The 23350-nt window shown below is 56.0% G+C and carries 27 protein-coding genes; 12 read left to right on the top strand and 15 right to left on the bottom strand.

Annotated elements, in window-relative coordinates; genetic code table 11:
- Positions 1 to 108: 108 nt before the first annotated feature.
- The 10 genes from PMI29_RS15245 to PMI29_RS15290 all read left to right on the top strand — a co-directional run bounded on the left by PMI29_RS15245 (position 109) and on the right by PMI29_RS15290 (position 9393).
- Positions 109 to 1038: a LysR family transcriptional regulator gene (locus PMI29_RS15245; protein WP_007997982.1), complete on the top strand. Its 930-nt coding sequence runs from the start codon at positions 109 to 111 to the stop codon at positions 1036 to 1038.
- Between the two features lie 242 nt (positions 1039 to 1280).
- Entirely contained in the window at positions 1281 to 1775 is a 495-nt protein-coding gene (locus PMI29_RS15250; RefSeq protein ID WP_007997975.1) for a hypothetical protein, read from the top strand.
- Between the two features lie 48 nt (positions 1776 to 1823).
- Positions 1824 to 2843 carry a hypothetical protein gene (locus PMI29_RS15255; protein ID WP_007997973.1) on the top strand — a complete coding sequence of 340 codons (1020 nt, stop codon included), beginning with the start codon at positions 1824 to 1826 and terminating at the stop codon, positions 2841 to 2843.
- A 93-nt stretch (positions 2844 to 2936) separates the two neighbouring features.
- Complete coding sequence (locus tag PMI29_RS15260) at positions 2937 to 4400, top strand: aldehyde dehydrogenase family protein (RefSeq protein ID WP_007997971.1); 1464 nt, start codon at positions 2937 to 2939, stop codon at positions 4398 to 4400.
- A gap of 8 nt (positions 4401 to 4408) precedes the next feature.
- Positions 4409 to 5476 carry a maleylacetate reductase gene (locus PMI29_RS15265; protein WP_007997968.1) on the top strand — a complete coding sequence of 356 codons (1068 nt, stop codon included), beginning with the start codon at positions 4409 to 4411 and terminating at the stop codon, positions 5474 to 5476.
- A 37-nt stretch (positions 5477 to 5513) separates the two neighbouring features.
- Complete coding sequence (locus PMI29_RS15270) at positions 5514 to 6386, top strand: dioxygenase family protein (RefSeq protein ID WP_007997966.1); 873 nt, start codon at positions 5514 to 5516, stop codon at positions 6384 to 6386.
- A gap of 3 nt (positions 6387 to 6389) precedes the next feature.
- Complete coding sequence (locus PMI29_RS15275) at positions 6390 to 6707, top strand: YciI family protein (protein WP_007997964.1); 318 nt, start codon at positions 6390 to 6392, stop codon at positions 6705 to 6707.
- Positions 6704 to 7057 carry a Rieske (2Fe-2S) protein gene (locus PMI29_RS15280; RefSeq protein ID WP_007997962.1) on the top strand — a complete coding sequence of 118 codons (354 nt, stop codon included), beginning with the start codon at positions 6704 to 6706 and terminating at the stop codon, positions 7055 to 7057. The genes PMI29_RS15275 and PMI29_RS15280 overlap by 4 nt, the downstream gene beginning before the upstream one ends.
- Positions 7058 to 7124: 67 nt before the next feature.
- Positions 7125 to 7580, top strand: coding sequence for a YMGG-like glycine zipper-containing protein (locus PMI29_RS15285; protein WP_007997961.1), 456 nt, complete (start codon positions 7125 to 7127; stop codon positions 7578 to 7580).
- A gap of 196 nt (positions 7581 to 7776) precedes the next feature.
- The gene (locus PMI29_RS15290; protein ID WP_007997959.1) at positions 7777 to 9393 is read left to right on the top strand and encodes a mechanosensitive ion channel family protein; all 1617 of its coding nucleotides are present in this window, start codon (positions 7777 to 7779) and stop codon (positions 9391 to 9393) included.
- An 82-nt stretch (positions 9394 to 9475) separates the two neighbouring features.
- On the opposite strand, the gene PMI29_RS15295 is transcribed toward PMI29_RS15290, so the two are convergent.
- The 10 genes from PMI29_RS15295 to PMI29_RS15335 all read right to left on the bottom strand — a co-directional run bounded on the left by PMI29_RS15295 (position 9476) and on the right by PMI29_RS15335 (position 17673).
- Positions 9476 to 9976, bottom strand: a complete 501-nt coding sequence (locus PMI29_RS15295; protein ID WP_007997957.1) for an outer membrane beta-barrel protein — start codon at positions 9974 to 9976, stop codon at positions 9476 to 9478.
- A gap of 70 nt (positions 9977 to 10046) precedes the next feature.
- Positions 10047 to 11642: an EAL domain-containing protein gene (locus PMI29_RS15300; RefSeq protein WP_007997955.1), complete on the bottom strand. Its 1596-nt coding sequence runs from the start codon at positions 11640 to 11642 to the stop codon at positions 10047 to 10049.
- Between the two features lie 234 nt (positions 11643 to 11876).
- Entirely contained in the window at positions 11877 to 12857 is a 981-nt protein-coding gene (locus tag PMI29_RS15305; protein WP_007997951.1) for a helix-turn-helix domain-containing protein, read from the bottom strand.
- Between the two features lie 126 nt (positions 12858 to 12983).
- On the bottom strand, positions 12984 to 13316 hold the full coding sequence (locus PMI29_RS15310; protein WP_007997949.1) for a hypothetical protein: 333 nt from the start codon (positions 13314 to 13316) through the stop codon (positions 12984 to 12986).
- Positions 13317 to 13494: 178 nt separating this feature from the next.
- Positions 13495 to 13785: a hypothetical protein gene (locus PMI29_RS31115; RefSeq protein ID WP_081501664.1), complete on the bottom strand. Its 291-nt coding sequence runs from the start codon at positions 13783 to 13785 to the stop codon at positions 13495 to 13497.
- 194 nt (positions 13786 to 13979) lie between these two features.
- Entirely contained in the window at positions 13980 to 14462 is a 483-nt protein-coding gene (locus PMI29_RS15315; protein WP_007997944.1) for a hypothetical protein, read from the bottom strand.
- Positions 14459 to 15280, bottom strand: a complete 822-nt coding sequence (locus PMI29_RS15320; RefSeq protein ID WP_007997942.1) for a transcriptional regulator — start codon at positions 15278 to 15280, stop codon at positions 14459 to 14461. Before PMI29_RS15320 ends, PMI29_RS15315 begins: the two co-directional genes overlap by 4 nt.
- 665 nt (positions 15281 to 15945) lie before the next feature.
- The gene (locus tag PMI29_RS32595) at positions 15946 to 16287 is read right to left on the bottom strand and encodes a hypothetical protein (protein ID WP_007997940.1); all 342 of its coding nucleotides are present in this window, start codon (positions 16285 to 16287) and stop codon (positions 15946 to 15948) included.
- Between the two features lie 85 nt (positions 16288 to 16372).
- Positions 16373 to 16834, bottom strand: coding sequence for a hypothetical protein (locus PMI29_RS15330; RefSeq protein ID WP_007997938.1), 462 nt, complete (start codon positions 16832 to 16834; stop codon positions 16373 to 16375).
- Positions 16835 to 16992: 158 nt separating this feature from the next.
- Complete coding sequence (locus tag PMI29_RS15335; RefSeq protein ID WP_007997931.1) at positions 16993 to 17673, bottom strand: DUF3313 domain-containing protein; 681 nt, start codon at positions 17671 to 17673, stop codon at positions 16993 to 16995.
- Between the two features lie 412 nt (positions 17674 to 18085).
- Here PMI29_RS15335 and PMI29_RS15340 point away from each other — a divergent pair, with 412 nt between their 5' ends.
- Positions 18086 to 19060, top strand: a complete 975-nt coding sequence (locus tag PMI29_RS15340; protein WP_007997929.1) for a quinone oxidoreductase family protein — start codon at positions 18086 to 18088, stop codon at positions 19058 to 19060.
- Positions 19057 to 19983 carry a LysR substrate-binding domain-containing protein gene (locus PMI29_RS15345; protein ID WP_007997928.1) on the top strand — a complete coding sequence of 309 codons (927 nt, stop codon included), beginning with the start codon at positions 19057 to 19059 and terminating at the stop codon, positions 19981 to 19983. The genes PMI29_RS15340 and PMI29_RS15345 overlap by 4 nt, the downstream gene beginning before the upstream one ends.
- An 86-nt stretch (positions 19984 to 20069) precedes the next feature.
- On the opposite strand, the gene PMI29_RS15350 is transcribed toward PMI29_RS15345, so the two are convergent.
- The 5 genes from PMI29_RS15350 to PMI29_RS15360 form a co-directional block, all read right to left on the bottom strand.
- Positions 20070 to 20873 (bottom strand): 2OG-Fe(II) oxygenase, encoded by an 804-nt coding sequence (locus PMI29_RS15350; protein ID WP_007997927.1) that lies wholly within the window; start codon positions 20871 to 20873, stop codon positions 20070 to 20072.
- A gap of 83 nt (positions 20874 to 20956) precedes the next feature.
- Entirely contained in the window at positions 20957 to 21766 is an 810-nt protein-coding gene (locus PMI29_RS15355; RefSeq protein ID WP_033052377.1) for a glycosyltransferase, read from the bottom strand.
- 760 nt (positions 21767 to 22526) lie between these two features.
- Positions 22527 to 22661 (bottom strand): hypothetical protein, encoded by a 135-nt coding sequence (locus PMI29_RS32855; RefSeq protein ID WP_007997923.1) that lies wholly within the window; start codon positions 22659 to 22661, stop codon positions 22527 to 22529.
- 7 nt (positions 22662 to 22668) lie between these two features.
- Complete coding sequence (locus PMI29_RS0130095) at positions 22669 to 22899, bottom strand: cation transporter (protein ID WP_007997922.1); 231 nt, start codon at positions 22897 to 22899, stop codon at positions 22669 to 22671.
- 119 nt (positions 22900 to 23018) lie between these two features.
- On the bottom strand, positions 23019 to 23350 hold a 332-nt coding region (locus tag PMI29_RS15360), incomplete at its 5' end, for a DinB family protein (RefSeq protein ID WP_007997921.1).

Below are 23350 nucleotides of genomic sequence, written 5' to 3'. Positions count from 1 at the left end.
TCCATCGCGAGCAGGCTCGCTCCTACAGGCAGGTTTTCGCCCTGGATGTGGAGCGACAGGCTAACCTCGCTATTCATATAAGAACAAAAGCCTCCAGAGTACCTGCCCATGGATCGTTTACTCAGTGTCGAAGCCTTCGTGCGAGTGGCCGAAACCGGCAACTTCGCCAAGGCGGCCCAGCAACTGGGTGTGACCCGTTCGGTGATCACCCACCGCATCCAACAGCTGGAGCAATTCATCAATGCGCCGCTGTTCCATCGCAGCACTCGCCATGTACGGCTCTCCGAAGTGGGCGAGACCTACTACAAGGAGTGCGCGGACATGGTCGCGGGCTTCAACTCGCTGACCGAGCATATGCGCGAATTGCGCGCCAAACCCACCGGCAAGTTGCGCGTGCAGATGTTGCCCGGGTTCGCCATCGGCCACTTCGGCCGCATGCTGGCCGAGTTCACGCGGTTGTACCCGGACATTGAAGTGGACGTGATCGTCAACGACCGGGTGGTGGACCCCATCGAAGAAGGTTTCGACGTGGCGTTCCAGATGTTCCCGCCCATGGCCGAAACCCTGATCGAGCGCAAGCTGTTCAGCGTGCGCCGATTGTTCTGCATGTCGCCCGATTACGCCGGCGAGTTCGGTATGCCCACCCATCCCCAGGAGTTGCTGCAACACAAGATCGCCTTGTACGAAGGCTATCCGTCGCGCAACCGCTGGATCTTCACCCGTGACGACGAGCAAGTGGAGCTGAGTCTGCCGGGCCAGGTGCGCTCCAACTCCGTGCATTTGCTGCGCGATTACGCGCAGACCGGTGTGTGCATTGTCTGCCTGCCGACCCTGGTGGCCAGCGATGACTTGCTCAGCGGCCGGTTGATTCCGGTGTTGCCGGAGTACGCACTGTCCTCGTTCAATTTTTCGGCGGTGTATCCCGCCACCCAGCGCCGGGCCTTGAAAGTGCGTACGTTGATCGACTTTCTGGTGGAAAACTTCGGCGATGAGCCATGCTGGGACAAGCCCTTGCTGGAGCGTGGCTGGGTCCGCTGAGTCAATACACGAACCCTGTAGGAGCGAGCCTGCTCGCGATGGTCGTTAACGATTGCGCGTGACTGCTGGCGAAACGCGGCGCTCTTGAGTCCATCGCGAGCAAGCTCGCTCCTACAGGGATTGCAGTATGGCCAGTGTTTGCGTTTCGCAAACACTGTTGTCGCCGGTCCTCTAATTGTTCGCCGAGGTGGCGCGACGTACTGTTGGCTCACTGTTACTACAACAACAAAACGGTGAAAACCATGAGTAGCGCTGCAATCGAAACGGTCTTCGGCTCGCTGGACAACTACACCAAAGGGTCGGTTGAAATCATCAGCGGCCAGGCCAGCCACTACGCCTTTTCCAACATTTTCGAAGTGGCGGATAAATCCCTCCCTTATGAAAAAGTCGTGGTCGGTTTCAACCTCGGCTACGTCGTCGAAACCCTGCGTGCCGAAGGCCAGTCGCCCTGGTACACCGCAGCGCACGACGAGTTCGCCATTGTCATGGACGGTGAAGTTCGCGTGGACTTCCTCAAGCTCGATGCGCCGTTGAAAGCCGGCGAGGGCACGCACCTGGCCGGTGAGATGCCAGCGGGCAAACCGATGGGCTACGTGCTGCTCAAGCGCGGCCATCAATGCCTGTTGCCGGTCGGCACCGCCTATCGCTTCGAAGCCAGTCGCCCGGGGGTGATCCTGCAGCAGACCATCAAAGGTCCGTTGTCGGTCGAGAAATGGGCAGACATCTGCTTCAAGTGATCTGCCGCTCCCGACCGTCCCACCCACAAAAACAAGAGGAATCCCGCCATGGCCATGCTTGAAACCGCAGCCGACACCGCCAACCTTGCCGACGATGAAGTCCAGGCCAGCGCGCCCCATGCCGTCACCGGCTACTGCTCATTCAAACTCGGCGCCTTCGAACTGTCGCGCGACGAGTATTTCGCCCGCATCACCTGGCCGGCCAAAGGCCAGACCCGCTCGCACCTGATCCCGGTCGATGCTTTCCTGCGCGCCATGATGCGCGACGTGGCCTGGGGCTTTTTCTATGGCTGGGTCAACTTTGACCACGTCATTGGCACCCGCAACTACTACGGCAAGGTTGACCTGTACGCCGGCACCTTCAACGGCACGCTCAAGGCGGCCGGGGTCAATTACACCGAAAACTTCGAAACGCCGCTGATCATGGCCACCTTCAAGGCCATCCTGCGGGACTGGACCAACGCCACCTTCGACCCCTTTGCCGCCCCGGAAGAAACCGGTAGCGCGTTCGGTCGCAAGAACGGCGACAACATCGAGGCCATCGAGCGCTCCCGCATCGCCACCAAACGCATGCCGGGCCTGAAGGATGACTCGCCGCTGCGTGACGACCTGCCGGTCAATCGCCAGTTCATCGATGTGCCGCAGGACGAACCGGAGGTCCATGCCGCCGAAGGCTTCGAAGGCGAACTGCATGCCTTCAACCTGTTCAAGTACCTGTCGCGCTCCGATGTGACCTGGAACCCGTCGGTGACCTCGGTGTGCAAGGCCAGCCTGTTCTGCCCGACCACCGAGGAATTCATCCTGCCGGTGTTCCACGGCAACGACCGCATCGAATGGTTCTTGCAGATGTCCGACGAAATCATCTGGGACGTCGGCGACAAGGACGACGGCAATCCCCGTGCGCGCATCACCATGCGTGCCGGCGACATCTGCGCCATGCCCGCCGACATCCGTCACCAGGGCTACTCGACCAAACGCTCGATGCTGATGGTCTGGGAAAACGCCACGCCGAACCTGCCGCAACGCTACGAAAGCGGTGAGCTCAAACCGTATCCAATCGAGTTCTAGGACCTAGTGTCCGGCCCGGCCCAGCGCCGGGCAAAACGCTCAGCAATCACTTCGTCAAACACTGCGCCAGCCGCGCGGTGCGAGGAAACCATTATGCAAAATCAGCTCTATATCGATGGCCGTTTCGTGGATGCGGTCGCTGGCGGCACCATTGACGTTGTGTCGCCCCATGACGGTTCGTTGATCACCCGCATCGCTGCCGCCGAAGCTGCTGACATCGACTTGGCCGTTGCCGCCGCCAAGCGTGCATTCCCGGCCTGGTCTGCGTTGGGCGCCGCCGAACGCGGGCGCCTGTTGCTCAAGCTGGCAGACAAGATCGAGGAGTGCGGTGAAGAACTGGCGCAGCTCGAATCCCTCAATACCGGGCACCCGATCCGTGACTCCCGTGGTCTCGACGTGCCGCGTACGGCGGCGTGCTTCCGTTATTTCGGCGGTATGGCCGACAAGATCGAAGGTTCGGTGATTCCGGTCGAAGCCGGGTTTCTCAACTACGTGCAGCGCAAACCGATTGGCGTGGTGGGGCAGATCGTGCCGTGGAACTTCCCGCTGATGTTCACCAGCTGGAAAATGGGTCCGGCGCTGGCGGCGGGCAACACCATCGTGATCAAACCTTCGGAAATCACCCCGTTGTCGACCTTGCGCATTGTCGAGCTGATGACCGAAGTCGGCTTCCCCAAAGGCGTGGTCAACGTGGTGCCGGGCTACGGCCATACCGCCGGGCAAGCGCTGGCCGAACACCTCGACGTGGGCAAGATTGCCTTTACCGGTTCGACCGCCACCGGGCGCCGGATCGTCGAAGCCTCCAAAAGCAACCTCAAGCGCATCCAGCTGGAACTGGGCGGCAAGGGCGCGAACATCGTGTTCGAGGACGCCAACCTGGACGCGGCGGTCAACGGCGCGGCCTGGGCGATCTTTCACAACCAGGGCCAGGCCTGCATCGCCGGTTCGCGGCTGATCCTGCATAAAGATATCGCCGACCAGTTCCTTGAGCGTTTCATCGCCCTGGCCAAGTCCATCCGCCTGGGCGATCCCTTGGACCCGGAAACCGAAATGGGTCCGCTGACCTCGGCGCTGCACCGCGACCGGGTATTGGCGTACATCGACATCGCGATAGAGCAGGGCGGCAAGGTCCTCGCTGGCGGCAAGGCACCGGACGATAAAGCGTTGGCCAATGGGTTTTATGTCGAGCCGACAGTGGTCGAGGCCAAGCCCGGTGACCGCGTTTTCCAGGAAGAAGTCTTCGGCCCGTTCGTCACCGTGGTGCGCTTCAGCACCGACGAAGAAGCGTTGGCCATCGCCAACGACTCTGAATACGGACTAGGCAGCGGCCTGTGGACGCAGAACCTGAGCCGCGCACACAAAATAGCCGACGCGATTCATGCAGGTATGTGCTGGATCAATTGCTACAAACGGGTCAACCCGGGCAGTCCGTTTGGCGGTGTCGGTCAGTCTGGTTATGGCCGGGAAATGGGCTTCGAAGCGATCCACGATTACACCGAAGCCCGTTCGGTCTGGGTCAACGTCGATGCCAACATCCCTGCGTACTACAAACGCTGAGGCCTGCCATGAATCCTTTTGTTTACCAAAGCCTGCCGACCCGTGTGGTGTTCGGCTGGGGCAAGCTTTCGGCGCTGGCCGAGGAAATTGAACGGCTGGGTGCCCGGCGTGCGTTGATCCTGACTACGCCGGAACAGCACGGGCTCGGCGAACAGGTCGCCGCGCTGCTCGGTGATCGTGCGGCGGGTGTCTATCCCAAAGCCGTGATGCACGTTCCGCTGGAAGTGGCGCAAGCGGCGCGCATTGAGGCGGCGCGGCTGGACGCCGATTGCTGCGTGGCCATTGGCGGTGGTTCGACCATTGGCCTGGGCAAGGCGATCGCGATGGATTCCGGCCTGCCCATCGTGGCGGTGCCGACCACCTACGCCGGTTCCGAGATGACGCCGATCTACGGGCTGACCGAAAACCGCCTGAAAAAAACCGGACGTGATATTCGGGTTTTGCCCAAGACCGTCATCTACGACCCGCAATTGACCCTGACCCTGCCCACGCAGATATCCGCGTGCTCGGGCATGAACGCCATGGCCCATGCCGTCGAAGCGCTGTACGCCCAGGATGCCAACCCGATCATCGGTTTCATGGCCGAAGAGTCGATTCGCTCGCTGGCGCAGGCCTTGCCGGGCGTTGTCAGTAATCCCGACGACCCCGAGGCGCGCAGCCAGGCGTTGTATGGCGCGTGGCTGGCGGGCATTTGCCTGGGCTCGGTCGGCATGGCCTTGCACCACAAGCTCTGTCACACCCTGGGCGGCACGTTCAATCTGCCCCACGCACAGGCGCACGCCATCGTCTTGCCCCACGCCGCGCATTACAACCGCGAAGCGGCGGCGGGCCCGCTGCAACGGGCCGCCCGCGCATTGGGTGGGAGCGAAGCGAGCGAGGTCGGTGCCTTGTTGTACGCGCTGAACCAGAAACTGGGCATCCCACTGGCCCTGGCGGACATCGGCTTCCCGGCCAACGGTCCGGCCGAAGCTGCGCAAATCGCATGCGCCAGCCCTTACTACAACCCGCGGCCGTTCGAGCAAGGCCCGATTGAGGCGTTGTTGAACCGTGCCCTGACAGGTCAGGCCCCAGCCTGATCTGCCCGCCACTTTTATCCACGTCGGAATAACAATAATGACCGATCAAGACAAAGTCATAGAGTCACTGATCTCCCAACAGGCGGTGAACAGCTTCAACGACGCGCCCAACGCGCGCTACAAACAGATCATGCAAAGCCTGGTTCGCCACCTGCATGCGTTTGTCAGTGAGGTCGAATTGACCGAACAGGAGTGGTTCGAAGGCATTGGTTTCCTGACTGACACCGGGCACAAGTGCGATGGCCTGGTGCGCCAGGAATTCATTCTGCTGTCGGACACCCTGGGCGTTTCGATGCTGGTCGACGCGATCAACCATCGCCACAGCGCAACGGCCACCGAAACCACCGTGTTCGGGCCGTTTTACATTGATGGCATGCCGGATCGCGAGTTCGGCGAAAACATGGCTTTCACGCCCGGCGAAACGGCGCTGGTGCGCGGGCGCGTGGTCGATATTCACGGCAATGCACTGGCCGGTGCGGTGCTGGACGTGTGGCAGACCGCCGAAAACGGCATGTATTCCGGACAGGACACCGAACAGCCTTTCGGCAACTTGCGCGGGCGTTATCGCACCGACGCGGATGGCTGCTTTGCGATTCGCACCATTGTCCCGGTGGCCTATCCGATACCGACCGATGGCCCGGTAGGGCGCATGCTCGATGCCGCCAACCGGCATGCGTGGCGGCCCGCGCATCTGCACTTCATGATCGAGGTGCCGGGCTATCGCAAACTGGTCACGCACCTGTTCAATCACGATGATCCGTATCTGCAATCCGATGCAGTGTTTGGGGTGAAACAGTCGTTGCAGGTGATTTATGAGGACTTGAACACCCACGACGATGTGTCCACCAGGCTGGGTATGCAAGTGCCGTTCAAGCGGGCGTGTTATGAATTTGTCATGGAATCTGCGTGAATCATGGGTCAGTTTTTTGCGGTGTTTGCTACTGATCACTCGGACTGCCAGGCGCTGCGCCAGCGTCTGCGGCCCAGTCACCAGGCGCATTTGCGTGCCACCGGGGATCATCGGGTCGTCGTGCGCCTCGGCGGTCCGATCCTTGATGATGCCGGCGCGGCGATGACGGGTACGTTGCTGGTCATCGAGGCGGGCAGCCTGCCGGAGGTGGAAGCGTTCATGCGCGACGATCCCTATGTCCAGGCGGGACTGTTCGCCAGCCTGCAGATTCGCCCCTGGCACTGGAGCCTGGGCAACCCGGAACTGCGCGGTTTTCCATGAGCACCATTACCTTGTGCCGACTCGACGACATCACCGACGGCGGGGCGCTGGGGCTGCCGCAGCACCAGCAATTACATCCCGCCGGGCTGGTGGCGGTGCGTCAGGGCGAACAGGTGTGGGTGTACGTCAACCGCTGCCCGCATTTCTCGGTGCCGCTGGACTTCAATCCGCAGCAGTTTTGCACCTGGCGCGGCAAGGTCCTGATGTGCGCCCATCACAGTGCGATGTTTCGTTACGACGACGGGCACTGCATCGACGGCCCGTGTAAAGGCGCGCAACTGGAGGCCGTGCCCGTGCGTTGGGTCGACGACCGACTGGTCATGGAGATTGGGCCCACCGCCGGTCAGTAACCGGGTGGCCGACGGGGGCTGATCTAAACTCCTGTTGGGGGTGAACCAGGTTCATCCGGAGGTCATCATGAAAAACTTGTCACCCATCAGTCTGTGCCTTGCCTTGTCGGTTTTGAGTGCCCCGGGATGGGCGCAAACAGTGGTGCCGATGAAAGGGCAAAGTTCGCAACAAACCCAGGCCGACATCAACGAATGCAACAGCATTGCCGCCAGCCAAAGCGCCTCGACGACTTCCACACCTTCGGGCGGGCGGGTCAAGGGGGCTGCCGTGGGGGCCGCCGCCGGCGCGACGGCTGCCCAGGTGCGCGGCAATCAGCACGACGAGGCCTATGATCGAGTCGACGATGACAGGAAACAGGACTACCGCCAGAACCGCGCCAAGGAGACGGCGGCGGCCGGCGCCGTGGTCGGTGCTTCACGTCAGCGCCAGGAACGCCGGGAGCAATCGAAAACCACTCAGGCGAACACAACGACCGCTTACACCAGCTGTTTGCAGGGCAAGGGTTATCAGGTCAACCCTTGAATCAGGTACGGAACACACTGTAGGAGCGAGCTCGCTCGCGATGGTCGTCAACGATAACGCGGGTTGGCAGGCGCCCCGCGGTGTTCTCCGGTTTATCGCGAGCAGGCTCGCTCTTGCAATCTGACAACCGTTCATCGGTGAACTACGCTGCGGTACGTACCCTCGATCTGAATTTTGTGAAGTAAGGATCCGACACATGCGGAGCAGGCTGCTCGCTGTAATGTTTACTGTTTTCGGGATGTTTTGGTCGGTGCAACTGTGGGCCGAGGATGCACCGAAAGTGGTTGATGCTCCCGTTGAATTGAAAGTGGCCAACCGCAGCATCATGGTGTTTCGCGCGACCATCCTCGGTGAAGCCCCGGCCTCGCGGGTCAAACGGGCGAAAGTGGTGATCGGTGAGGCGCTGGATGACGCCGACGACCTCAATGTCACCCTCGACCCGATCATGAAAAGCTACATGGTGCTGCTGGGTAGCCGACGCGCCTTTATCGTTTCGCCCAAGGACTTCGACGAGACCGAATACGAGTCGGTACAGCAGGCCGCTGAAGCCGCGGCGGGCAAGCTGCGCCAGGTCGTGGCCGAAACCCGGGAAGCCCGTAGCCTGCAATTGATTCTGCGCTCCGTGGTTGCCGCGTTGATCGCCACCGGCGTTTACATCGCACTGCTGTTCGGCATGGTGGTCCTGCGGCGCAAACTGCTGAAAAAACTGCCCGACCTGATGCATCGGCACACCCAGGCCCTGAAGGTCGGGCGGGTCCCGCTGATCGACGCCAACTTCCTCTATCCATTGGTCAGCCGCGTGCTGGAATTGCTGCGTTGGGTCATCGTGTTGCTGCTCACTTACGAGTGGCTGGGGTTTGTCCTGTCGCGTTTTCCCTATACCCGGCCCTGGGGTGAAAGCCTTAACAGCTATCTGCTGGAAGTCGTCGACTATTTGCTGCAAGGGATTCTCGGGGCCATCCCCGGGCTCGGCGTGGCGCTGGCGATCTTTTTCATTGCTCGAGGCGCGACAGCATTCTCTCGCCGGATACTGCGGCGCATGGCCACGCCCGGCACCTTCAACTGGCTGAACCATGAAACCCTGAAGCCGACTCAGCGCCTGACTTCGCTGGCGATCTGGCTGTTTGCCCTGGCCATGGCTTATCCCTACTTGCCGGGTGCCGGTACCGATGCGTTCAAAGGCTTGTCGGTGCTGGTCGGTCTGATGATTTCGCTGGGTGCTTCCAGCGTCGTCGGGCAGGCGGCGGCCGGATTGATCCTGACGTACACCCGAACCCTGCGTCCCGGTGAATTCGTGCGCATTGGCGAGCACGAAGGGACGGTCACTGAACTGGGCATGTTCACCACGAGCATTCGTACCGGCCTTGGCGAAGTGCTGACCCTGCCCAACTCGATGATCACCGGCACCGTCACCAAGAACTACTCGCGGGTGGTACAAGGCCCCGGTTATGTGGTCGACACCGCGGTCACCATTGGCTATGACACCCCCTGGCGACAGGTCGAAGGGATGTTGCTGGAAGCCGCCAAACGCACGCCCGGCGTCCTCGAAACCCCACCGCCGCAGGTGTTTCAAACGGCTTTGTCGGATTTCTACCCCGAGTACCGGTTGGTGGCCCAGGCCATCCCCAGTCAGCCTCGGCCGCGAGCGGTGCTGCTGAGCATGTTGCACGCCAACATCCAGGATGTGTTCAACGAGTACGGCGTACAGATCATGTCGCCGCACTATCTGGGTGATCCGCAACAGGAGAAATGGGTGCCCAGGGACAAGTGGTACATGGCACCTGCGCAGGAATCGAAGGAGCCGTTGAAGTAATGGCTAGGGGCTGGCAGGAGGAGGACGAGCATTGCGGCGAGTGCGATGAGCGACCGGGGGAGGCCGCTCGGTTGTAGCGGTGTTAAAAAAGCATATAGGCGGATGCGGTCGTCTGATTCAGGTTGATCTCTCCGACCTCCAGAACTTCGTATTCGGCGCGCAGGCCGATGTTGCGAAAGACATCGACCTCCAGGCCGACACCGTAGGTCAGATCAACCCCGGTATCGTCGTCGGTGGCATTGCCGTCGGCGTCCCAGGCGTGAGCACCGACACTGCCGAATACCCGCATCCGATCGCCCAACGGAAAGCCGACATGGGCGGCAGCCTGAGCCGATTTGCCTTCGAAATCGAGATTCTTGTCCTTGAATTGACCCAGATCGACGTAGGCGCCCTCGAAGGCCAGGTAGCTATTGACGCGATACCCTGCATAAACCTTGTAGCTGGTGTCGTCGTCGTCCAACTTGGATTCGTCGGTCTGGATGTTGCTTACGCCAGCTCCAAGATACAAACCTTTGTCATCAGCGAGCGCCTGAAAAGTCAGCAACGATAGCAGTGAAGCGAAGCCAAGGTTTCGAAGTAGCATGTGTAGTGGAGTCCTTGTTCAGGTTTGTCAGGTGTTAGGGTTCGGCGAGCATTTGAGGGGCCATGAGGGGTTAATAGAAGTCATTGATTGATATTTTTGAGTCGCAAGGCGGGATGTTTGCCGGACATTGAAAGTAGCGTCTTGCCAACGCTTGAATGGGTAGCGCTTTGCAGAACAACCAGCCTTGTGCCAATACAACCCCCTCCGAAACCAGATGCGGCAGTTGCTGCTGACTCTCGACTCCTTCGGCCACGACCTTGAGTCGTAGCGACTTGGCCAACCGGGCAATGTGTCGCCACAAGGCGTCCTTGGCCGCGATCTTGTCGTCTGCGATGAATGAGCGATCTATTTTCAGAATGTCGAAAGGCACTGAATCCAGGAGCGAGAGGTTGGAATAGCCGATACCGAAGTCGTCCACGGCAATGCGATGACCACATGCACGAAGCCGTCGCAATTGCATGGCGGCAGGCTTCTGATCGAGCAAGGTCCTTTCGGTGATTTCAAAAGTCATGGCGGACGCAGGCATGCGGTAGGTTGCCAGCAGGCTGGCCACAAAGTCTGGAAAGGTGGGGTCCTGAATATCCTGGGCGCAAAGATTGACCGTGATGTAGAAGTCCTTGCACGCCCAAAGGTAGGTGCTGTAATCCTCCGCCACTTGCCGAATCACCGAACGCGTCAGTTTGCGGATCAAGTCAGACTTCTCCGCCACCGCAATAAAAACATCCGCAGGCACATGGGTGCCGTTGTCGCTCCAGGTAGGAAGTGCTTCGGCGCCCTCCAGATAGCCCGTCGTCAAATTGACGATAGGCTGGTAGTGAACACCCAGCGTGTTGGCTTTTATGGCATTGCGAAGCCGTACCGCAGTAGAGGTGTAATGCCGTTGAGTACACCTTGCGAGGAAGAGCAGCGCTGCGAACACGCACACAAGGCCAATGAATAATTTGAATTTGAGACTTGTCAGGTAACTCAACGGAAGAGAAATGACGCAGATCAGTTCATTTCGCTTGCCCGCAAAGGCGATCAGGACCTTGTCTGCCGAGGTCACCAGTTCTTCAAGGTGGAACGGCTTCTGCATCTTCAGCGGCTGAGCACCCGTAGAGGCAATGGGCACAGCGCCGCCGGGGCCGATGAGGTCCAGTTGCAGGTCCTCGGGAAACTTCAAGTTGTCGAGCAGGATCTTCTTGTTTGCCCAGACGTAGGTTGATTGTTCCGACACAATGATAAAGTCGGTGTCCGCAGAAACTGTGTGGCCAGAATCGACCCAGTAGGTTCGTTTTCCAACGGAGAACTTGCGCTTGACGTTACCGGCCAGTAATGACGGGAGTTCTTGTCCGTAGGAAGAACAGATCTTGCCATTGGGCAGTTCGATTGCCGCTTGATCAACAAATCGCAGGTTTTTAACCAGCTCGGCCAGTTGTGAGTATTGCTCGACGGAGCATTCCTCACCCGAACGATCAAGATCGCCGAGGGCTTCCAGTACTTTGTCGATCTGCGCATTAGGCTCTACCTGAGCAGCACGCAGATCGGCATAAACGTTATTCAACTTCCGTGAAATGATTGGCTCTGCCAGTCCTCCAGCACAGAACCATGCGGCCCAGCCCGTCGCAGCAATCAGGCATACAGTGACTGCGTGCCTTCCAAGTAACGCTTTATATATGGCAACCATCGAAAACCCCGAGGTATCAATATTTCATTGTGCACCTTGTAGTCGCGGATTAAACGTCTTCAGTACCAGTCAATTACCCCGGCCAACAAGATGCCGCTTGCATAGGCGATAATGCACAGGGCGATTTTCTGCTTGAGTGGCAGTGTGTTTATTCGATGATGCATGCTTATCTCCTTGGACGGGCAAATAAGCAATTGTGGGTACCTGTGCCTGATAAAACGTAATTATTAATCGTTATTTGCCGGGTTTTGATAAAAGCCCGTCAACGACCTGGTTGTAAACGGAGGAGGTCGTGTTCCTGGGCTTGGCTGAGTTGCGCCTGGCCGTTTCCGACGGTGTCTCTCCGTATGCAATCTGATACGCCTTGGAAAACCGGCCCAGATGATGGAAGTTCCAGAACATCGCGGTTTCTGTCACGGTGGGCCAGGTTTTGTTTATCAGATCGAGACGGGCGCTTGCGAGTCTCAAGTTCCTGATATACGCGATTGGCGACATCCCGAACGTTTCAATAAAGCCAAAGTGCAAGGTGCGGGTTGTGGTTTCAAGTTGTCTTACGAGTGATTTTATAGTGAGCGCTTTTTTTGTATTTGCATGAATGTACTCTATGGCTTCTATCGCCACTTTTCTTCTTGTCGGGACTTTACGGCTGAAGCCGCCAGCGGGCGTCAATGCCAGCAATAGAGAAGAAAGTACCGTGCCAGCGTCGTTGATGTCGTCACAGGAAGCGCTGATGGCTTGAATGGCAGATCGTATGAATTGAAAGTTTTCAGCCTGGAAACAGTGTTTTGTTCTGTTGGCAAGTATATCGATGACCAAGTGACGTTGGCGGCACCGGTCATAGTTTTCCAGTGTTGTGGTGATGGTGAAAAGTGTTTCATTCGGTTCGCAGGTGTAATGCACCGTTTCATCGCTGTGCAGTACGATGACTTCGTTAGGCTGTAGTTTGTGATTGTTTACGACGGGGCGTCCAATCGGGGCCTGCGAGATGGCGAATGTCACGAATCCGGCAGGGACAGAACTGACCAGGGTGAGGGATGAGTCGAACTCAAGACGACTGCACTGGAGTTCGGCACTGTGAAAGAGCTTGTGTTGCCGAATGCGCGCCTCATGCTCGGTCGGAATAAGGCTCATTTCCCATTTGCCTATTGTTCTATTCAGTTGGCTCGGCAAGGCAGAAGACAAATGAAAGATCTCGTCGGGCGGTGCGATACTCATGAAATTGAAGGCTCATCTGTTAAATGATTAGGGTCAAGCCTGACGGGCAGTCATGGAGAGGATACGCGATACGGCGTCCGTTCTGTCGGTGAATCGACCCCATTGCCATTGGCTTTGAACGGGTTGTCAGAGTCCCCGGATCAGTTCCAGCTCTGCCGAAAATGCGTACTTGTTGTTCAATGGTGAGTCGTCCATGTGTTGAACGTTGCGCGGGTCGATTTTCGAGCTGAAGATCTGCGATTGAGGTTTCATCGGGTCAATGGCTGCAGCTGTAAAGGAGTAAAAGTCGTCAATACGATAACCGGTGTTTACCTGATAGTTGGCTTTCACAGCACTTGGGGCCTTCTTGTTGGTTTCGACATTCGTCAATTTGGCACTGTAGACGCCCTTGTCGTCGGCCATGGCCTTGAGAGAAAGCAATAAACCAAACGACACGGTGACAAAGTTTTTCAGTAGCATCGAGGTGATTTCCTTATTAACAGTTTATTCAGGCAGAACCTGGTGTCAGCTGCATCTCTGCCATGGCTTGGTCTGCAAATAATCTCACTTCGATGGTGCCCGCCAAAGTCAATAACTCATATTTTCCAGGTCGTCAGAAGGGGGCAGTCACCGCCTGCCCCGGCGAGCACCACGTGCCTCAAAGGAATATGCGCGTGTTGGCGTAACTCGTGCCGGTATCACCTTGTGGTGGGGTAGGGAGAGCAGAATCACTGTCCTGCTCGTCCGTATGATACTCATTCTCACTATGAATTTTCAGATGCGACTGTTTCTGGCTGTCATCCGGGTTTGTTTGAATTTCATAATATTCAATTGTCGTACTTTCGACGGAGTGCTCGTCATGCGCCAACGAATAAAGTGGCATTGCAGACAGAAACAAGACCGCCAGGAATCCGAAAGTCGTCGATTTGTTGGCTCGCAGGAAATACATGGCTTTCACTTGATTCCCCTGTATAAGGTATTGTCCCGGACGAGAATCAAGCAGGCTCGATTCCAGAGATTATCGGCGAGGGATTTTTTGCTGGGGCGCCATCTGATTCAAATCAATAACTGTTATTTTTGGCGTGGAGAATTCTTTGATATGAACCTGTACCAGGCGGGTATCGAGTCAGTGCGGGAAACCGATTAATGGTTCATGCAGCGCAAGCGGCCAAGTTCGTGTACGTAAAAACACACGGCGTTTTTATCCGGCGTCGGAATCAATTCGTAGTTTAGAATGGCACCTTCTTGCAAGACGTATTGCCGTCTGAAGAACAGGTCAGGGGTCTTTTCAATGGCAAACAGTTCATTGTCCTGGCTAAGTTTGACGTTGCTGACTTTGATCTGGACGTGTGTTTTGCTTTCTCCGATTATATTCGCCGATATAGTCGCATTGCGGATTTTTCCATTCAGGCTTTCCAGCGTGGTCCCCGTGAGTCGGCCATGCCCGATAGTGAGGTACTCTTCGGTGTTGAGTTGATTGAGGTCTTCCAGCCATTGCCGGGTTTTTGTTTGATAACTGGTGTTTTCCATGTAGTGCGAAGGCGAATAAGCAAGAGAGAAAATGCAGAGTGCGTTGATCAAGACTATTAGCGGCCAGTGAATGACTTGCGGAATTTCAAACTTCATAAGGTGACTTCCAGACATTGACGAATCATCAAGGCGAGGTCTCTTTCGCTGCTGTTTAATTGTAGATTCGCAGTGCTCAGGTCCGGGCGAATGCACGAAACGGAATAGTTGGCTTTATACAGGTTGATCCAGACTTGACCCTTCAGATTTGGCGGTAGCTGTTCAGATTGCTTGGCCGACAGATCCATCAGCGCTTGTGCCTCGGCCAGATCATTGCCTACGGCGTGGATGACCAGTCCATTCTTGTCAACGCTGGAAATTTCAATTTTTGGCATGTCGAAGTCGAATTGAAAAATAGTGAAGGCAACGACTGCCAGCGTAACGACATAAGCGATCAGTTGAGCCTTCGTAAGGCGGGTGGATTTACTGGTTTTACCTGAGGGTGCAGGCCGCTCATCACTACCGGTTGGCGGTAGTTGTTCAGTGACGGGAGCGGGTGGCTGCGCAGTTTCCTCTGAGGGTACTGGTACATCTGCTTGCGCATCGACGACACAGTGTCGGTTGAAGCAATATCCTCGTCGAGGAACAGTCATCAAAATCTCGTGATCTCGACCGTCATTAAGAATATTGCGTAGTGAGAAAACGGTTTGATTCAAACTGCCGGAGGCCACCACACGGTCATTCCAGGTGTAGTCGATGATTTCGTCACGGCTTTTAGTGACACCTGGCTCCATGAGCAGCAGGTCCAATAGACGCGACTCAGCTCTACCTAGCGTGGAATTTTGTACATCTCCATGGGGTGTTGTAATGGAAAGCACGGCGCTGTCTGGGTCGAATACTGCCACAGCGCCATTTTTCAATTTGAAGGTGTGGCTCATAGAAATCTTCCGTTCAGGCGGTACTGGCCTGAGTATAGGGGCCGGATTTGGCTCGGTACATTCTGGTCTGGGAGGCGAACGAAGATGAGGGCCAAGCGCAAGGTGCACTGTGTGTCGCATTTACAATGCTGGAATGGCTCGTTTCAGAGGCGTGCAGTGCGGCAAACAGCCCTGCCTGTCAGAGGTATGAATTGAATCAAACAAAGGAAAAACATTGCTGGATGACCCGCGGTTTTTGATTTGGACACCGTGAATAATGCTTGGAACTGATTTTCTGCGCTATCCGAAAACTGCAAGCTCAGGCAGGTGGATTTGCACGGAGCCACGCCTGAGTGAACTAACTTGGCTGTCTCGACAAGGCATCAATTGCTATTTGAATTGTCACGATACAAATCAATGATCGTGTTTTTGTGCGCCTGGCTCGTTGAGGATTATTTTTGATTCTTATTAGCTTTGAACCAGGATCGTTACGGCTTTAAATGGATCTCGAGGAGCGTTGACACAAATCACGTTCATGGTTTGCTCGTCGGGGCGTAAACGATCCTCACCTCTCGTTCAACAGCCTTTGCCCCGCGTCCTTTAATCGAGGACGCGGGGTTTTTTTTTGGAGGCGGGAGCAGGCGATGTCTGGAGGGGGAGAAGGGCGGGCAAGTCGCTGTCTGGCGCTACAAGCATTCCTGGGCAGCACGCTCGAAGCTCGACGGCTTGAAAGTCGAGGCCAGCAATTGGCGCTGGTACAAATACACCTTGCCTCCATCCTGTGCCCTATGGGTTTCCAGCACAGTGTCTACGGCAATTTTGCTCGAAACGACAACCCGATAGCTGCGTTCGCTCCCTGACACGACAGGGCTCATCTCTTGGTCTTTTAACTTCGGGAGGAGGCAGTCGACATACTGTTCGGGCGACTTGTCCGTTTGCAGCGTTGAAGTCGGGTTGTTTGGGGAGGAGGCGCAACCGGCCAGAAGCCAGGAAGCGAGCATCACAACAGGAACACACACAAGACGCATCGGTGGAGTCCTCAAGTTCGATTCGGTTTGGTTCGTTGAGTCATGGCCAGGAAGGTCGATTAACGCTGCAGGTCTTTGTCGCCGATCAGGGAAAAACATCGTAGCCACGTTGTTGCAGACAACTGCTGTAGACGGAGTTGTTGGCGGTGATGCTTTGTTCGCTCGCACTCAGGTTCTGTCTGCGTTCCTGACGTTGCCTGGAACCCCCCACGACAGCGCCAGCAGCTGCGGCACTGCGTGCCCGATTCTGGCGATAGTCTTGCTTGGTATCGTCGTCGATCTGGTCATAGACGTTTTCATGTTGGCGACCCCGAATTTCTGCCGCGGTCGCCCCGGCTACCGCGGCGGTTGCGGCGCCCTTGGCCCGACCACCGGAAGGCACGGTGCCTTGAACCGGATGTTGCGCGTTGGCCTGGGATTGGCAGGCACTGGTGTCCTGCTGGATGGTCTGGGAAGTCTGACCTTTGAGGGGAACCACTGTCGCCGCCAGGGCACTGGTGCCCGGGAACATCATAAGGACCGCTAAGGTATGGGCCAGTCTTTTCATCATTGAGCCTCACGTCAGGCGTCGGCACGGCTAACGGTTTGTCAGAGGGAAAACGCGCGTGGCGCCACTTTGAAACCCCATGCCGGTTTGCTTGCCATGCCACCCAATGCCGGTGGACGGCAGGCATTTCCACGTTTGCGATGGGGTTTGCCTGAGCGTCAATGCTTGAGGAGGAGGGCCTGCATATCGTCTGTCATGCCTTTGAGTGCAACCTTGAAGTCATTGGCAACAATCGGCTGTTCGGCATTTTTGAGTGTCTCGCCGAACACCTTGCGAACGATCTTCGCGACCGGCATACCGGTTTTGGCGTCGATCAGGTTGGCTTCGATGTACATCTCGGCAGTCTGATCCCGATGCCCGGTGGCTGCTTGTGTTGCCCCGACAATTGCCCCGATTGGAACGGCCTCATACCAGTGCATGCCTTCGTTGTTGGCGCTGACGTGAGTGATCGCCGCTTGCAGGATCAGCGACCGCGAATCGGTCGGCGCCAGCTGCGGATAGGAGACGATCGTATAGCGGCGGTCAAAGGCGTTCTTGATGCTGTTGCTGGTCATCAATTGCAAGTCTTGCAGTGTTTTCAGGCTGACGCGCGCGGTCGGCCGGGGCGCCGGATACAGCTCCACCTGCCGGAACACCACAGTGGAGTAGGCGCGAGGATCGAACCCCGGCGATACCCAGCGCAATACCTTCTGCTCACTCGGCGTAGTTTGCTCCTCCAGGCCCTGGTAATTGCCCAGGAAGCCCGAGTATTGCTCTTGCTGCGCCACTTTCGAGACACAGCCGACCTGAAATACACAGCTCAACGCAATACCCACGATCCATTTATTCGACATGCCCATGTATTTGGTTCTCAAGTGATGAAAGTTGTCATTCGGGTTCCGACCTGGCTCCAGGCATTGGTCTGGGCGCCTTGTATTCGGGCACTGGTACTCGCCAGTCGGTTACGCAAAGCAGGTGCTTGCACGCCGGTCAATGCGGGCCGAATGCTGCCTGCAGCAGCGGGATAATCCGAATCAATAACTCTCAAAAACTGTTAAACACACGGCCAGTGAGTGGCTGGCAGCGGGCGCGATTGCACCCGTATTGCCAGTACCTGCATCGCTCCAGGCAATAACGCGTGGTATCAGAGATGTTATTGCTGCAACATGTGCACTAATGATCTGCAGTCAACCGGTCTTGTTCATTACAGGGTCAGTTCTCACACTAGAGGCACTTATGTGAAGGCAGCTTCTGACTGAAAGGGAAATGACCATGGTATCTGCGATCCGGTTTAACCAGTCCGGCAATCCTGAAGTAATGAACCTGGAGCCACTGAGCGAACAAACGCCAGGGCAAGGCGAGGTCTGGCTCGAGCAAGAAGCTATTGGTGTCAACTTCCTCGACGTCACCCAACGTAAGGGAGCGGTGCCCGTTGCGTTGCCGTCCGGACTTGGGCTGGAAGGCGCCGGGCGTGTCGCCGTTGTGGGTGCTGGCGTCAGCAATGTGCGAGTTGGGGATCGCGTCGCCTATGCCACCGGCCCTTTGGGTGCCTATGCTTCGGCCCGGCTTTATCCGGCTGATCGGCTGGTCAAAATTCCGGATGCACTGTCGTTCGATGATGCAGCCGCCGTCATGTTCAAGGGCATCACTGCGCAGTACCTTTTGAAGTCCACCTATCCCGTGGGGCAGGGCACAACCATTCTTCTCTATGGTGTAGCTGGAGGGCTGGGGGAAATCATGGTTCCGTGGGCCAAGCACTTGGGTGCGACTGTAATCGGCGTCGTTTCAAAGCCGGCCAGTGTCGAAAAAGCTCAAGCGTTGGGCTGCGATGAAGTCCTGGTGTTTGACGCTGACAACCTGGCATCGGAGGTCGCACGTATCACCAGCGGGAAAAAGGTCGACGTCGTCTATGACCCGGTAGGGCGTGTTTCTTTCCAGGCCTCCCTGGATAGCTTACGACCACGTGGTGTGATGGTATCGTTCGGAGCTTCATCCGGTGCGCCGTCAGCCGTAGAGCTGTCGACACTCAACTCCAAAGGCTCGCTGTTCCTGACACGTCCTTCATTGGCCGCCCATACGGCGAGTGCCTCCGAATACCAGGAGCGAGCACAGGATGTCTTGGCCGCTATGGGTGCGGGGATTATCAAACCTCGGATCTGGGCTAGCTACTCGCTGGCTGATGCAGCATTGGCGCATGCCGATCTGGAGTCGGGGCGTTCATCGGGGGCGATCATTCTAAAACCATGAATCCTGATGTTTTGAATAATCAGCACAGTGACGAAATCGCTGCGTTTCTGGCCGTGGCCTCACAAGGTTCATTTGTCGGGGCTGGCCGGCTATTGCAGCGACACCCAACCGTCGTCTCGAAACGGCTCGCGGCAATGGAAAAGCGCCTTGGCGTTCGGCTCGTGGAGCGTTCAACCCGGCAGGTTCGAATTACTGAAACAGGTGCCAGGCTGGAGCAGCGCCTTCGCTCAGCCATCGAATTGATGAATGAAGCGCAGCAGCAAGCGGCCGAAGGTGCCAGCGAAATTCGGGGTACGTTGCGGCTTGCGTTGCCAGCAGCCATGGGCAGGCTTTGGCTTGGCCCGATGCTGCCGGAGTTTCTCAAGGCCTATCCCCATGTCTCGATCCTTGCAGACTATAGCGAGCGTCTGGTCGACATTATTGATGAAGGTTTTGACGCAGCCATTCGGATTGGAGAGTTGGAAGACAACAGGTTGATAGCCAGAAAGCTCAGCGACCATCGCCGGATTCTGTGCGCTTCGCCTGCTTACATCAAAAAGCACGGCATGCCTGAAACTCCACAGGCGTTGATCAATCACAATTGCCTTCGCTTCAGCGGTCTTGCGTCTTTTCCTCTGTGGAGACTCCATCGCGGCAGTGAACTGCAGACGGTTTCTCCGAAAGGAAACCTGACGGCCAATGACAGTGAATCATTACTGGCAGCGGCCCGCGCTGGTGCGGGAATACTGGGCGCCGGTGACTGGTTGATGAGTCGTGATATTGCTGCCGGGAGGCTGTTGCATGTCCTTCCTGACTGGCAACTGGATACCGCCGGTGGGGTTTATCTGATCAGGCCATCGGCCAAGTTTCCGGGTGCCGTGGTTGTCGCTTTCAAACAATGGATCGAGTCAAAGTTTATCCCCGCGCCCCCATGGGCCATTTGATCGGCGCTGTAACTGAGCGTGGGGGCATATCCTGATGTGCAAGCTAACGTTAAAAAAAACTGAGCTCGATCGTCTGGCGATACAGTTTAATTTTTTCTCTTGATTAGTTTGCTCATGTAGTACTTCAGGCTTAAACGATCTTTGGGCCTTGGTTTGTAGTGGGTTTTGTTTCTTTGTGCAGGGTCGATCACCATGGTGCCCGCGGTGTAGTAATAAAGCGCTATAGACCTGCGGGTGATGTGCTCTGGAGTCGTTAAAGGCTCTGGGTGTCCATGATTGCTGTCTTTGTCTGTGTTGAAAATGACACAGCGATTGTAAATGGGCAGGACTTTTTTAAGGCAGGTCTTCATGTCGACATCCCAAAGTTCCAGGTTGCCGCCGTATTCCTCTCGCCAGTCTTCAGTCAGGTAAATTATGACATTCAGTCTGCGCTCGACATTAAGTTTTTTGTTGAGCCTGAAGTCCGAATGCACCCCCAGGAAACCACCGCTTTTCGTTTCATGCAGGCCGCCACCGGTAAAGTAGGGGTCGGGTATCAGGCCTTCGATGCCTGTGAGCTTTTCAAGAAACTGCAACATGGGAGCCGAGTTGAAGACGTTGAAAATAGTCTTCAAAAAGGGGGCGCATTCATTGGGGCTGATTTGACGTTTTAATTGACCTTTATAGCCTCGCTCGTAGAGCATTTCGTTGTTGGTTGGCTCGATGGGGAAGTGCGAGCAGATGCTCGCAATCAGGTCTTCGTGCAAGAAGTTGTCAATGACGATGTGCGGAAATGGCGTAGCCTGAATATAGCGACTGGTCAATGAATCACCGAAGGCGCTGGCGGCATTTTGGTCGAAATCAAGCTCCGGGGACAGGGTGATAGGTAGTGCTTGAGTGATGGGGGCCATTATCGCTCCAATAACTTGATATAAAAACTTATGGGTGACTTCAAGCAGCGTTGAATGCACTGCTCGTTCCGTCAAATCGTAGCCTAACTTTTTCTGTCGTCCTTGTTCAGGCGCTTAAGAATGTTGTTGTACATTTTGGTTCGTCTATGAGTCTTGTCATAGCCGCCAGCCGCTGCGACAGTGCCAGCCTGAATGTGATCCAGATAGCTGAAGATTTTACGCGGTGACAACATTTCAACGACGTAGCCAAGTTCGGTCATGCGGTCTTGGAGAGTATAACCTGGCACGCGATCATCCATCGAAAAGTGCAAGTTGTGCTGCTTGACAAGTTTGCAGTTCCATAGTGTACAGAAACTTTTTAAGTAGACTTCTTTGTACGGTTTTGGTTCTCTGGAGCGCAATCCCATGGAGATTTTCAGGCGCCTGAAATGATGCTTGAATAGTCGTGAGCTAAAGCGCCAAAGAGTTCTCGTGGTGCCGCGGTTTAATTGCTCAACACAACCGACTGCCACGACTTTTTGGTCTTTTAAGCACTTATTCAGCATCATCGGAAAAATATTTTTATCGAAAACAAATGTATCAGTATGCATCAGGAATAAATAATCAGTTTCAACTCGTTCCAAAACCAGGTCGAGTGCTTTGCCATGCGCGATGTGGCCCGCTTCTGGTTCAGAAACAGAGCGCTCGATTAAATTGATCCAGTCAAGAGAACGTAAGTACTCAGTGCTTTCATCGGCGGAATCGTTGTCAACTACCCATACGGGTACGCTGTTGCTGCCGAAATGCTGGTGCAATAAGTCCAGGCATATCTTGGTAATTTCTGGTGTTTTATAATTTACTATAACTATGCTGAAGGCTTTAGAACCTTCGGGCAAAAAACCAGGGTTGTTCATCATTCGGGTGCTCAATGGTATTGTATTTAAATGTAAAAGTGATTTTAACCTGTATACAGCCTTTGCTTGTTTTTTCGCGCAAATCTTGCGTGGCTATAGAGCACATTTTGTTAAGTCACTTTGTTATGCATAACAACCATAGCTTACTCAGATCTGATGGGGGGCAGTAGAAGCGGACTTCATCGTATAAGGATCTGCTCTACAGGTAAATATCCGTGACTTGATTCGTCGTATCAGGAGGCTGGCCAGGCGGGCGTCTTGGGACGGCGTGAACCGAACCTGCTCAAGGCATTCAGGTCATTTGTTACGTCATGCGGTGTGCTGGCACCTGCCGAGCCTTTCCAATCAGGGTGTCACGCGCTACTTACATGTGCCGGTTGAGCGTGCGTGGGTGAGCGCGATTCATTTTTAGAGGGGGGCGACCACATCAGTGGATGGAGCCTCGGTTGTAGACACAAGCAGGGTCTGCTTTTGGCCGATTTCTGCCTGTCACGACCGGCTGAAACCACCTCATTTCAGGCACTCCCCAACGACTGTAATCGGGACAAGGCTGCCTGCCGAAAACGGTACCAAATGCAGACTGACCGATCGTCACCAATTGGATCAAAGCCAATATATGAGCGCAATGGTATACAACCAGCCGATGCTGAGGGTGATAATCAGGTAGATCACCACAAGCATCAGAGGCTGACTCCACATGACACACCTCCTAGAACCACGGTTAGAGGCGCGTTAGAGGCGCCTGATAAACCGAATAAACTCAGGTCAAGCCCCGTACCACAGTCACCGTGCCAAACGAGCAGAACACACAGCAGTCACCGGGGGGCATGGCCTCCTGCTTGGCGAAACCGCAATGCGGGCAGGTCAACACGGATTCGAGAATGATGGCGCTCATGACTGCCTCACTTGTGTACGGTGGAGGGATAACCCGCCTTCGTCGTCGCCTTGGTCAATGCCTCAGGATTGGCTTTATTGGGGGCATAGGTGACGATGGCCATTTTCTCGGCGAAATTGACCTTGACGGTACTCACGCCGGACAACTGCTCCGGCGAACTCTTAACCGTGATCGGACAGACCGGACAGATCATATTCTGAGCGTCGGGCCTGACGGTTTCCGCAGGAGCCTGAGCCATCGTTTTCTCCATTGAACTGATATCGATGCGCTGAACAGGGAGTGATGTCCGGCTGCAGGGCATCATGCACAGGCGTCAGGCGATCAACTGAGACAAACCCGGTCCAGCGCCGGGATTATCTACTCTATGCAAGGTTCGGATGGAATGAGGACGACCAGATCCGTGTTACCTATGTCGACACCCGCTTGTGAAAGCAAGGTAGTCACTTGCCCGCGGTGATGGGTCTGGTGGTTGAAGAAATGCATGACCAAACCATAAAAGTTCTTATCAGCGGGAACTCCCGTCATGTTTGTGTATTTGAGGGTGTGATCCAGATTCGCCTCGGTGATGGAGCGAGACCACTCGACAATTATCCTGTCGAGCCACACTCGATGTGCTGAAAGTTCTTGGATATTTGAGAGTGCTGGCTGGTCGAGGCTTTTGGGGGCCGGACGCTGCCGTATCGGCTCCC

Source organism: Pseudomonas sp. GM49, from assembly GCF_000282355.1.
Classification (GTDB): Bacteria; Pseudomonadota; Gammaproteobacteria; order Pseudomonadales; family Pseudomonadaceae; genus Aquipseudomonas.
This window is presented reverse-complemented; position numbering and strand designations above follow the sequence as displayed.